The sequence below is a fragment of the Acinetobacter higginsii genome (assembly GCF_000369845.1).
Lineage (GTDB): Bacteria > Pseudomonadota > Gammaproteobacteria > Pseudomonadales > Moraxellaceae > Acinetobacter > Acinetobacter higginsii.
This window is the reverse complement of record NZ_KB850215.1, coordinates 34,149-46,520: the sequence shown is the minus strand read 5'-3', so window position 1 is coordinate 46,520 and position 12,372 is coordinate 34,149. Positions and strand designations below refer to the sequence as shown.

Annotated in this window: 13 protein-coding genes; 6 read left to right on the top strand and 7 right to left on the bottom strand. The window is 43.9% G+C overall.

Features of this window, described 5'->3' with window-relative positions; all coding sequences use genetic code 11:
* Positions 1-19: 19 nt before the first annotated feature.
* The 7 genes from F885_RS09400 to F885_RS09430 all read right to left on the bottom strand — a co-directional run bounded on the left by F885_RS09400 (position 20) and on the right by F885_RS09430 (position 8,433).
* A complete protein-coding gene (locus F885_RS09400) occupies positions 20-1,759 on the bottom strand; it encodes an amidohydrolase (RefSeq protein ID WP_005317171.1) in 1,740 nt (579 codons plus the stop codon).
* A 145-nt stretch (positions 1,760-1,904) separates the two neighbouring features.
* A complete protein-coding gene (locus F885_RS09405) occupies positions 1,905-3,023 on the bottom strand; it encodes an acyltransferase family protein (protein ID WP_005317169.1) in 1,119 nt (372 codons plus the stop codon).
* A 127-nt stretch (positions 3,024-3,150) separates the two neighbouring features.
* Positions 3,151-4,035, bottom strand: a complete 885-nt coding sequence (gene yddG / locus F885_RS09410; protein ID WP_005317166.1) for an aromatic amino acid DMT transporter YddG — start codon at positions 4,033-4,035, stop codon at positions 3,151-3,153.
* Between the two features lie 104 nt (positions 4,036-4,139).
* On the bottom strand, positions 4,140-5,414 hold the full coding sequence (locus F885_RS09415) for a replication-associated recombination protein A (RefSeq protein ID WP_032859417.1): 1,275 nt from the start codon (positions 5,412-5,414) through the stop codon (positions 4,140-4,142).
* A gap of 82 nt (positions 5,415-5,496) precedes the next feature.
* The gene (gene ampC, locus F885_RS09420; RefSeq protein ID WP_005317155.1) at positions 5,497-6,684 is read right to left on the bottom strand and encodes a class C beta-lactamase; all 1,188 of its coding nucleotides are present in this window, start codon (positions 6,682-6,684) and stop codon (positions 5,497-5,499) included.
* A gap of 25 nt (positions 6,685-6,709) precedes the next feature.
* Entirely contained in the window at positions 6,710-7,873 is a 1,164-nt protein-coding gene (locus tag F885_RS09425) for a PQQ-dependent sugar dehydrogenase (protein ID WP_005317153.1), read from the bottom strand.
* A 107-nt stretch (positions 7,874-7,980) separates the two neighbouring features.
* The gene (locus tag F885_RS09430) at positions 7,981-8,433 is read right to left on the bottom strand and encodes a YcgN family cysteine cluster protein (protein WP_005317151.1); all 453 of its coding nucleotides are present in this window, start codon (positions 8,431-8,433) and stop codon (positions 7,981-7,983) included.
* A 190-nt stretch (positions 8,434-8,623) separates the two neighbouring features.
* Here F885_RS09430 and F885_RS20685 point away from each other — a divergent pair, with 190 nt between their 5' ends.
* The 6 genes from F885_RS20685 (at position 8,624) to F885_RS09460 (ending at position 12,360) form a co-directional block, all read left to right on the top strand.
* A complete protein-coding gene (locus F885_RS20685; RefSeq protein WP_004656956.1) occupies positions 8,624-8,782 on the top strand; it encodes a DUF1328 domain-containing protein in 159 nt (52 codons plus the stop codon).
* Between the two features lie 165 nt (positions 8,783-8,947).
* On the top strand, positions 8,948-9,685 hold the full coding sequence (locus F885_RS09440) for a dienelactone hydrolase family protein (RefSeq protein WP_005317150.1): 738 nt from the start codon (positions 8,948-8,950) through the stop codon (positions 9,683-9,685).
* A 217-nt stretch (positions 9,686-9,902) separates the two neighbouring features.
* Positions 9,903-10,940: an A/G-specific adenine glycosylase gene (gene mutY, locus F885_RS09445; RefSeq protein WP_005317149.1), complete on the top strand. Its 1,038-nt coding sequence runs from the start codon at positions 9,903-9,905 to the stop codon at positions 10,938-10,940.
* A 70-nt stretch (positions 10,941-11,010) separates the two neighbouring features.
* Entirely contained in the window at positions 11,011-11,514 is a 504-nt protein-coding gene (locus F885_RS09450; protein WP_216077127.1) for a M23 family metallopeptidase, read from the top strand.
* 9 nt (positions 11,515-11,523) lie between these two features.
* Positions 11,524-11,769 (top strand): hypothetical protein, encoded by a 246-nt coding sequence (locus F885_RS09455; protein ID WP_005317147.1) that lies wholly within the window; start codon positions 11,524-11,526, stop codon positions 11,767-11,769.
* 36 nt (positions 11,770-11,805) lie between these two features.
* Positions 11,806-12,360, top strand: a complete 555-nt coding sequence (locus F885_RS09460; protein ID WP_005317146.1) for a DNA-3-methyladenine glycosylase I — start codon at positions 11,806-11,808, stop codon at positions 12,358-12,360.
* Positions 12,361-12,372 lie beyond the last annotated feature (12 nt).

Sequence of the window (12,372 nt, the reverse complement as noted above, 5' to 3'; positions counted from 1 at the left end):
AGATGGCTCGGTTTTCAGTTTAATTCTGCGCGTTCTGATAAATCAGTTTGCCTTCTTTATAGGTTGCCAGCACTTTAATGTTTTTAATCTCACGACTCGGTACAGTCAGCGGGTTCTGATTCAGAATCACCAAATCAGCCAATTTACCATGGCTTAAAGTACCCTTGTTTTGATCTTCAAAGTACTGATACGCAGCCCAATCTGTCATCGACTTTAATGCCAGATATGGGCTAATACGCTCATCTGCACCCAAAACATAATTGCTCCGTGTTACTCGGTTCACGGTCGCATCCAGCATCATCATGCTACTCGGTGGGACCACAGGAGCATCATGATGCTCCGTAAAGATCAGATGCTTTTTTAAAGCGGTTGCAGTTGGCGAAATATGGGCAGCTCGAGTTTCGCCTAAGGTTTGTTGACGATGCCAATCGCCCCAATAAAAGGTATGCAACGAGAAGAACGAAGGAATAATATCTAAGGCCTTAAGCTGATCCAGCTGATCATCGCGAATAGTTTGTGAGTGGATCAATACGCTACGACGATCTGCTATTCCTTGTTTTGCTGTGGCATCTTTCACTGCCCCAATAAACTGATCAATCGCCGCATCCCCATTGGCATGGGCAAGCACCTGCCAACCATGCTTAAAGGCTAAATTGATATAGTCCTTGACCTGCTGATCATTACTCATGGCAGGATAGCCCTTATACGTCTTATCTTTACCTTCAGGCGGCACAAGATAAGGCTGGGTCAGCCAAGCCGTTTTCCCTTGAGGTGAACCATCTAAACTGATTTTCACTCCACCAATCCGAAAATGATGATCATACTGTCGCTGGCTGCCTTGCTTGAGCATATAGTCTTGGCTGGTGGTGATATCGGGATAAGAAACAACATCAATTGGCAGTCGATTTTGCTTGGCTAAAGCATGCCACATTTCAGTGGTCCCTTGATCCGCCCGCCCTTCTTGTACCGTGGTAAAACCATTTTTTACATAGGCATCAATGCCTTTTTCTGCAATTTGGAACATCACCGCAGGGGGTACATCTTTAAAAATTGAGCCAATTGCGGTAAATAAAGCAGATTCTTCTAACACACCGTTGGGCACATTTGAGCCTGCTTCACGGCGAATCACGCCACCTGCTGGATTCGGGGTATCTTGATTGATCTTCAGTAATTCCAGTGCCTTATGATTCACAGAGGCCAAATGCCCCGATTGATGCAAAATCATCACCGGTTGGTCTAGAGACACCCGATCTAGATCGGTTGCCGTCGGATGACGCTGCTCATTCAGTTGTGCGTCATCATAGCCATTTCCCAAAATCCAGCCGCCCATGGTTTTAATTACGGATGGATTTTGGACTTTCCAATTATTCAGCACGTTCACCAAAGAGTTAATATCTGAGACCTGACCATCAGGCATTGGGTAGAGATTGGCGACCATTTGATGGAAACCGACCATATTCACATGACTATGCGCGTCAATAAAACTTGGCAATAAGGTTCTATTTTTTAGATCAATCGATTGAACTTTTTTATCGGCCAAGCGTTCAGCCTGCTGCTTTGAGCCGACAAAAACAATTTTTCCATCCCTTACCAACAGGGCTTCTGCATATTCAGGACTGTTGCCTGACATGGTCAGAATCGGGCCACCATAAAACAGTTGTTCTGTTGCAGTGACAGGCACTGCCGTTGTTGCACAGCCCACTACAGCCAGTGAAATAGAAGTGAATAAGGCGCAACGTTTGAGATAAGTACGGTTCATGAATTAAAACCCATATTTTTATTATGTCTTTTTTGATTAAAGCGGATTCCGCTTGTAATAGAAAGCATTCACTGATTATTTTTGTAATGTTTGGTCAAGTTCCGAGCAGCCCTACATAGGCTCTGCACACGACCTAGTACGAGGTTCAAAACATTTTTGCCAGTTTATTGGAGATTTTAATCGCAAGATCATCGACATAATGACTATACGGCTGTGCCAAAATAATGCTCAGCAGCACAATCAGTAAACTTGCCAATAATCCTGCATTTAAATAGGAGAATCCCCATTGCACATGCAATAGATTAAACAATGGAATCCCCAAAGCATAAAGCACAGCAAGATGAATTAAATAAATGGAAAATGAGATTTTACCTAGAAATACCAAAACAGACCGATCAAAAAACTGTGCTAACCATTTGCCTTTGAGTACTGCATAAACAATGCAAAAGCCGCCAATAAAGTTGAGGTAGTCATATGTTTGTTCACCGAGGAACTGGCTAAAAATCTGATAGCTTGAGCTACTGTTATGTGCGCCACAAAAATACAATCCCAACAAAAATAGCAGTACTGAAACTGCTGTACTCAGTTCTGCGGCATAGAGAAATAGTCCCATCCCCAAAACAAAACTGAGAAGACCCAACAACACGGTTTGCGAGATCATATACCCTGTCACAATGCTGATGATGAGAAATAGACCACATAGAATTGGCAGCTTGCCATAGAGATAGCAAGCCAGATAAATCACCAGTGACCCAAGCAACTCAATTTGCATGGTCCACAGCACCCAGTTATAACTGGAATCGCCAAATAAGAATGCGCCAATACTGCCTTCATATAAGGCGGTGCCCAGTTGCGGATGTGGGTTGGCGAGTGCTGCTCCCCATTCGGAAACATGCGACACATCTACAGGTACAAAACACACCAGATAAGCAACAATACAAGAGACGAAGGCTGGAATGGCCAAGCGTGGGTAACGTTTGACCAAGGAATTTTTCAATTGCGTTGCGGTATTGTGCTTTTTAAAACTGGATAATGTCAGTACAAAGCCACTTAAAACAAAGAATACAAAAACCGCGCCTGTACCTGAATAAAAGAAGGCCAAGGGCGAGTGATGTAACTGCGCAAAAAAATCATATTGCGGTACAGCACTCACATCAAAATTATGCAGTTGCGGAAAAAAGGTCAGTGATAGATGTGACAACACAACGGCGAGACATGCCAAGCCTCGGATACTTTCCGCAGCATTAATTTTGTTTGTGGTCATGGTGGAGCTTGATCATCCTTGATAAGCGGGATGATGCGACCTTTTATCTGTAGTGTCTAGAGGTCGCTTACAAAAATACCGTGACTGTTCAGCGCATCAGCAAGACCCAGCAAAATCAGACAATTTTTTAGTGTTTTTTCTGCGTTGCTAGCCAGCATAGAATCGAGCCTAAACACACCATAAATGCGCCATACCAGAAAGAAAGGCCTAATGGCGTACTGAGTAAAATTGCCGAGAAAAAGGCAGATAAAACTGGAATAAAATAGGATGCACCTGCCAATAACGTCACATTGCCATGCAAAATCCCAACATTCCAAGCGGCATAACCAAAGCCCATCGCTGCTGCCGCAAAAAATAGTGAAATTGAAGAAGGCCAATCAAAATCAAAACTACCGCCCCCCATCAATGCATATTTAATCCATAGCACCACCGAGACGAGGATAAAAAATAGGGTGATGCCATTGGTTCCCTGCGCAATTCTCGCTGTGAGCGTGCAGTAGGCAGCCCACAATAATGTTCCAATAAAGGCAAGCCCATAACTGAATGGGTTGTGCTGGATGTTTTGCAGCATCCCTGCCAAATCCAAGCCCTGCTCTCCACCGAGCACCCAACAGATCCCCAATATTGAAATGATAAAGCCAGGAATAATCAGGACATTGGCTTTTTGCTGATTAAAAACAATGGCCGCCACCATGGTAAAGGTCGGCCATAAATAATTGACCATTCCCACTTCAATCGCCTGTCGATTATTATGGCTATAGCCAATCGAAAGCGATAAACAAATTTCATAAGCAACAAATAAAATGCTGCCCCAGATCAAATAGGCTTTGGGAAAGCTTTTGAGGCTGGTCCAACCAACCGAGAAAAACAGGAAAATTGAGGCCAGTGTATAAATCAGTGCTGCACCGCCCACTGCGCCAAAATGACTACTGACATCCTTAATTAAGGCAACGATCAAACTCCAGAGTAAGATCGCGACCAATCCAATCAGTGTTGCTTTTTTTGCGTTCATTTTTATACAAATAGAATATTGAGGCCAAAGCAAAATCTATCGATGCGATTCGGAATCTTGCTCTGGACAATTTTAAAATGATCAGTGAATTCACCGAGTTTTGATTACTGCTGCTGTTGTTCCTGCTGCCAACGACGTTGCTGCAAACGTTCGCCTTCGACCTCACGTTTATTTAAGGCTCGTTCGTACAGTTTGGTACCGCGTAATTCTGGAGGCAAATAGTCCTGTAACACGAAATGTTCAGGATAGTTGTGCGGATACAGATAATCCACCCCATAGCCTTGCTGCTTCATCAACTTGGTTGGCGCATTGCGTAAGTGCAAAGGCACAGGCAGGTTTGCGGTTTTTTCTGCCAACTCTAAGGCTTTGTTAATCGCGAGATAGGTGCTATTACTTTTCGGGCTAGTGGCCAGATACACGGCACATTGGCCTAGAATAATACGCGCTTCAGGCATCCCCACCGCTTGGACTGAACGGAAACACTCCCCCGCCAATAACAAGGCATTTGGATTGGAATTGCCGATATCTTCCGATGCCGCAATCAACATACGACGTGCAATAAAGACTGGATCTTCGCCACCTTTTAGCATGCGTGCCATCCAGTACAGGGTTGCATCTGGATCACTGCCGCGAATCGATTTGATAAATGCCGAAACCAGATCGTAATGCTGCTCACCCGATTTGTCGTAACGCGCAATATTTTGCTGCGCAACTTTAACGACGATGGCATTGGTTACGAGATTTTCAACATCAGGTTCAAAAGTACTGGCAATCAAATCAATCAGATTGAGTGCCTTACGTGCATCACCTGCCGCAAATTGAATCAGCGCATCATATTCTTCAATCTGGATAAAACGTTCTTTTAAGAACTTATCCGTTTGAATTGCTTTATTCAGTAGGGTTTGAATCGCTTCAGCACTCAGATTATTCAGGGTATACACCTGACAGCGGGACAACAAGGCACTATTCACTTCAAAGGAAGGATTCTCTGTAGTCGCCCCGATCAAGGTGATTTTGCCTTTCTCAACCGCATTGAGTAATGCATCTTGCTGCGATTTATTGAAGCGATGGATCTCGTCAATAAACACCACAGGGGTCAACAAGTCACCACTTTCCGCAATCACCTCACGGAGCTCTTTCACGCCTGTATTGAGTGCAGATAGGCTGATAAAAGGACGATCCACAGCCTGAGCCAATAACAATGCAATCGTGGTTTTTCCGACCCCTGGAGGCCCCCAGAAGATGATCGAAGGCAAATGCCCTTGATCAATCATCTGACGTAAAGGGGCATTTTCACCCAGCAAATGATCTTGTCCGATAATTTCGGACAAGTCACGAGGACGTAAACGTTCAGGTAAAGGAATATGCGTATCTGACATCATCACTGGCTTTATGATCTTTTACCCTAGTCTATTGTGTCTGGCTCAAATCTACAATTTGAATCTGCACTCACGCGACATTCTATTGCGCGCTGTTGTTCTGAACCAACTGTTGCATCACCCGATAGCTGGCTTTGATCCGCTCTTCATTGGGAAAATTGGTATTGGCTAACATCACGATTCCAATTTTTTGCTGCGGAATAAAGGCCACATAGGCACCAAAACCATTGGTTGCTCCTGTCTTATTAAAGAAGGTCGCAGGCGTGGCAAGCTTTGGTTGTTTAATCGCTGTGATTGCATGACTTTCTAACGCCATTTTGCTCGAGTTACCCTGTAACAGTGTTTCAAGTGATACTGGATAGGCATACTGTTCCCAGCCCAAGCCTTGGGTCATTGCACCCACTTTAAAATAGCCCACATGGGTATTTTCAATCGCTTGGCGAAGCGGTTGTTTGAACTGCTGCGGATTGATTTGCGCATCGAGGAATTTCAGCATATCCGCACTGCTACTTTTCAGCCCATAAGCTTCTGCATCAAACATACCTGGTGAAACACGCATGGCTTGATCGGCTTTGTATCCCCAAGCATATTGCGACATGTGCTGCTCAGGTACCCGAATAAAACTTTGTGTCATGCCTAGTTGTGGCAGTAAGGTTTTTTCAATCAATTCGCTATACGGTTTTTTCATTGCCAAGGCAGTGACATAGCCCATCAAACCAATACTTGGGTTGGAATATTGGCGGGCAGCACCGACTTTGGTTTTTGCTTGCCAAGTCTGAAAATACTTGATCATATCCTGTTGCTGCAGCACCTCATCAGGAAATTGCAGCGGAAAGCCACCTGCATTATAAGTTCCAAGATTCAATATCGTGGCACGATTGACCGCAGTATTTTTCAGTTCAGGGAAATATTTGGCAGGATGATCCGACAAAGACAGTTGCCCTTGTGCCTGTGCATAAGCCGCTAAAGTCGCATTAAAGGTCTTACTGACCGAACCAAGTTCAAATAAAGTACTATTGCTCACTGCTTGCTGGTTTTGCTTTGAAGCAAGCCCATAATTCACGAAATAATGTTGACCATTCAAGGTCACAGCAACAGCCATCCCCGGAATTTTATATTGCGCCAATAAAGGCTTAAATTGCTGGTCAACAATGGTTTGAACTTGTTGCTCGGTCAAATTTCCAGCCCAAAGCGCTGAACTGCAGGACAACAGTCCTGTCAATAAATATAGTTTTTTTAAAGTCATAGAAAAGGCTTTCGGTTGATTCATTATCTGTATCACTTGGAGTTAAAATTCAATTGGTATGCAGTTTAAGTAATTTGGCTCTTGGTCCATCTTCGATCACCCAGATTGAACCATCTTGCGCTTGATGTAGGCCACGAATTCGTTGTTTCATCTCAAGTCGTTGAACTTCTTGGACTGGTTTTGCAGCTAAATCCACCACCACAATAGCTTGAGAGGATAAACCACCAATCAACGCTTTGTGTTGCCACAGAGGAAACTGCTGAGCTGAATAAATGATTAAGCTAGACGGTGAGATCACAGGTGTCCAATCGATTTCAGGGGCTTTAAATTCTGGACGGGTCTCATGATCAGGAATCGGCAAGCCTGAATAATGGTCGCCATTCGAAACTGTTGGATAGCCATAGTTTTCTCCTTTCACAATACGGTTTAATTCATCACCACCTTTAGGGCCCATTTCAACCACCCACAGTTGCCCTTGCTGGTCGAAAGCCATACCCAATGGATTACGATGACCCAGTGACCAAATCTCTGCAGTGACACCGCCCTGCTGATAAAACGGATTATCTTCCGCAGCAGTTCCATCTGCATTTAAACGCAAAACCTTACCTAAATTACTTTTTAAATCCTGTGCAGGATCAAACTTCTGACGCTCACCTGAACTGACCCAAAGTTTGCCATCGGGACCAAACTGCATACGATGACCATAATGGCCTTGCCCTGACACTTTCGGCACTTGTTGCCAGATGGTTTTTAAATCCGTGAGCTTGGGTTGCTTGGGATCAGATAAATCCAGTTTTGCATGTGCAATCTCTGCACTATAGCCACCCTGACCTTTGCTGGCATAACTCAAATATAATTCATGATTTTGCTGAAAATCAGGATGCAAAATGACATCGCCTAAACCACCTTGCCCACCATAACTGACAGTAGGAACGCCAGCAATATTGATACTGCTCTTAGTTTTGGGATCAAATAATTTTAATTGCCCTTTGCGCTCAGTGATCAATAAACGTTGGTCTGGCAAACTTGCAATCGCCCACGGCTCATCAAATTCAGCAACGCTCTCAACCCGATACTTTTGTGCAATGCGCTGACTTGACGCTTGTTGTGCTGTATTTTGTTCTGGGGTTTTAGAGTTGCTTTCATTGGCACCACACGCAGCCAAAAATAAAATGCCACTGTAGAGCCAAGGTGTCATCAACAGTTTGTTCATGGCTTATCTCCCTCGTTTATTCTTCATCTTAGGGAACATCGCCAATAAAAATACTGCAAAAGTGTTGTTTTTATGATCATCATGTCTTATTGATTTGCTAGCCGCGATTACCGTATCCAACGCACAATATAATCTTCAATTTGTTCTTCATCGATTTCAGTTTCTGAAATACAACGCCCTGCAGCAGATTTCTTTGCCTTGATCACACTTTGACGTGAACCTGTATTGAGGTAATGCCATGAAGGTAAATTCTTACCTTCACTTAATCGACGGTAGGCACAGCTCGGTGGTAACCAAGAAATTGTGCTGAGTCGTTCAGGCGTCAGCTGGATACAATCCGGCACTTGCTGCTGACGGTTGGGATAATCAGAACAGCGTGCGGTTTTACAGTCCAGTAATTTGCATGCCACTTTGGTATAGGCAACCTCTGCGGTTTCTTCATCTTCTAACTTAACCAAACAACATAAACCACAGCCATCACACAATGCCTCCCACTCCGCATTGCTGAGCTGATCAAGCGGATAGTGTTTCCAAAAGTTGGGGCGCAGTTCGACGGACATACAGAGCTTTCAATATTAAAAAAAATGAACTTCTTATTATAGCATTCATCTTTGCTTTGCTGACTTCAACCTCTTTTAATTGATTGAGCACTTCTTTAAGTATTAAACATTTAAACCACATAAACACCACATTTTGTGCAAAAAACACACGTTATAGTGGACACATAACGAAAAATTAGGAGGACACGACATGTTCCGTTGGGCCATTATTTTTGCAGTCATCGCACTCATTGCCAGTTTATTAGGTTTTGGTGGTGTAGCAGGTTTATCCAAAGATTTCGCAGTAATCTTATTGGTTGTTGCCGTCATCTTAGCAATCGTTGGCTTCTTATCCAGAGGCAAAGTCTAGTCGTTTTGACCTACCCAAACATAAAAAGAAGAATCTTGGTATTCTTCTTTTTTCATTTTTGAGCATCGCTAAAACAAGCGTATTTATTATGTTTTTACGATGCCATCCATTTTCCTTTTTATGTTTTAATCAATGCATTCTAAAAATACAGATCAGGATTATAGAATGAGCTTCCCGATTAACACACGTGAAATTGAATATACCGCTCCCGATGGTCAACGCCTCATTGGTTATTTCGCTGCACCAGCAATTGATATGCCTGTTGCAGGTGTGATTGTGGCCCCTGAATGGTGGGGCCGCAATGCATACACAGAACAACGTGCACGTGAACTTGCAGAACATGGTTTTGCCGCTTTAGCCATTGATATGTATGGTGATAAGAAAGTTACAACCAATGTGCCCCAAGCCTCTGAATGGATGAATCAAACTTTTGAGCATGCCGATACCATTGTTGACCGTGCTCAAGCAGGCTTAAATGCTTTAGCAGCTCAAGCAGAAGTGAATGCCGACAAATTGGCAGCGGTTGGTTTCTGCTATGGCGGTAAAGTGGTGCTAGATTTGGCGCGTTCAGGTGCAGATATCAAAGCCGTTGCTACGTTCCATGCGATATTGAGTCCGAAAGCTCCTGCTGAGAAGGGCAAAGTTAAAGCCGAGATTTTAGTCCTGCATGGTGAACTCGACAGCATGGTGACCTTGGATAATGTGGCAAGCTTCCGTCAGGAAATGCATGATGCTGCTGTGGATCATGAGGTGATTATTTTTGAAGATGCCAAGCATGGTTTTAGTAACCCTCTTGCAGATGAGCGCGCCAAGGCCAACAATGTTGACTTAGGCTATAACGCGGAAGCAGAACGTCAAAGTCTTGACGCGATGTATGAGCTGTTAGATAAACATTTAAAGTGATTTGAAAAGACGATCTCTAAAAAAACCATCAACATGGAATTGAGCGAATATATCGTTTGTTTAAATCCTAGAAAATTTCTATTCGTGCAAGGCGACATGGATGTCGCCTTTGCAAAAGCCAATCTTAATCAGCATTTAATAACGAATTTGTTTGTATACATCAACTCCTCTCCCTATTTCCGCTATACTACGCCTCTGCTTTTTACTGTTCTGATTCATGTCTGACTTCTCATTTTCTGATGCACTACTTACATGGTTCGACCAACACGGTCGTCATGACCTACCATGGCAAGTGGCCGATGATCCGTACAAAGTTTGGGTCTCAGAAATCATGCTGCAACAGACGCAAGTCAAAACTGTACTGCAATATTTCGACCGTTTTATTGAACGCTTCCCGAGCGTAGAAACCCTAGGAACAGCCAGTTGGGATGATGTCGCTCCTTATTGGGCAGGCCTCGGCTACTATGCCCGCGCACGCAATCTGCATAAAGCGGCAGGCATCGTCAGTCAACAAGGGAAATTTCCAGAAACACTCGAACAATGGATTGAGCTGCCAGGCATTGGCCGCTCCACCGCTGGTGCGCTCATGTCACTCGGCTTACGTCAGTACGGCGTGATTATGGATGGTAACGTGAAACGTGTACTGGCACGTTTCCTCGCCATCGAAGATGATCTATCCAAGCCACAACATGAACGGGCACTCTGGCAAATTGCGGAAGATCTCTGCCCAGAAGAGCGCAATCATGATTATACCCAAGCAATCATGGATTTAGGGGCAACCGTTTGTACCCCGAAAAAACCGCTGTGCTTATACTGCCCAATGCAGCAGCATTGCCAAGCTTATCAACAAGGCATGGAACAGGAACTCCCTTTCAAAAAGGCTAAGAAACCCGTTCCAGTCAAAACAGCCAATGTGTTACTGATCCAATCTGGAGATGAATGGCTGTGGCAACAACGTGAAGCGCATGGCCTATGGGGAGGATTGTATTGTCTTCCAATCATTGAACAAGCAACCGAATTACAACAGATTGAGCAACACTTCAAACTACAAGCTCAAGTATCATCATTGCAGATTAGCCATAGCTTTACTCACTTTACTTGGTTACTGCATGAAAAACTGTTCCACGTGGAACACGATCAAAAAGAACAGTTGAGTATCGAATTAAATGGCATATGGCTAAGTCCAGAAAATGCGATTGCCAAAGGCATTCCAACAGCCATGAAAAAATTGATTACAGCCAAACAAAAGGCTTAACGCCCAAAACGCTGTATATCAAACGCAAGGAGTTTGTGTGCGTCATTCGATTTCCTATACGGTTCTAGGTATGCTGATGATTTTACTATCAGCATGTGCCACCACCCCAAAGAAACCTACCCCCTTACCCAATGCTCAGGTGAACAAGCTCAAGAGCATGCGTTTAGACAGCCGCCTCCCTGTGCCTGTCAAAGGTGTGAGTCGAAACGAATTACGGGATACTTGGGGCGCGGCACGAAGTCAGGGGCGTAGTCATGAAGGCATCGATATCATGGCAGAGCGTGGTACGAAAGTGTATAGTGCGACCGAAGGCTTAGTTGCTGATTTACGTAATAATAATTTAGGTGGCAAAGTGATCTGGATCATGGGTCCAGCAGGCTCTTGGCACTATTATGCGCATCTGGATGGTCATAAGCGCGGCCTCAATGTTGGCGACTATGTGCGTAAAGGTGATCTGATCGGTTATGTAGGAAATACCGGCAATGCTCGTTATACCTCTCCGCATTTACACTACGGAATTTATTTAAATGGCAAAGGGCGTGGTGCAGTCAATCCATACCCGTATTTACGTTAGGAATCTACAATGTCAGAAGCATTGATTGAACGTCTGGTTGAATTTGCAGAGTCTGGAAATCAGCAAAAAATCGTCATGGGTGGTACCAGCTATCAAGGTTGGATCATGGAAATTACCGAAGATGCTTTGTTAATTAGTACCGGCTTTGCCGATAAATCAGGTAAAGACTTTTGGCTTAAGTTTACTGATTTAAATAACGCAGAACTGTATTATTGGGATACTCGCCCAAATGAATGGGTGGCATTCCAACTTTAAATTATACTGTTCAAATAACAACAAGGAGCATCAAATATGTCGACTCAACGCTGTGGCTGGTGCTCCGATGATCCTCTCTATATTGCCTACCATGATCAGGAATGGGGCAAGCCGCAACATGATGAAACCCATTTGTTTGAGATGCTCTGTCTGGAAGGACAACAAGCAGGACTTTCTTGGATCACAGTACTGAAAAAACGCGAACACTACCGCTCACATTTCTTTCAACATTCCATCGCAGACGTCGCAGCACTCACAGATGATCAACTGGAACTCAAGCTCAGTGATGCAGGTTTAATTCGTCATATCGGTAAGCTGAAAGCCATCCGCGACAATGCAATTGCTTGGCTCAAGCTTAAGGATGAAGTCGAAGATGTCCCTGCTTGGTTATGGAGTTTTGTCGATCATCAAACCGAAAATAATGATGTGGCGAATTACCGCGAAGCACCTGCACAAACTGAACTTAGCCAAAAACTATCCAAAACCCTAAAAAAGCGTGGCTTTAAATTTGTGGGCCCGACCACCTGTTATGCTTTTATGCAAGCGGTTGGTATGGTCAATGATCACGAAAATCATTGCCAATTTAAATAACAAATCATCATC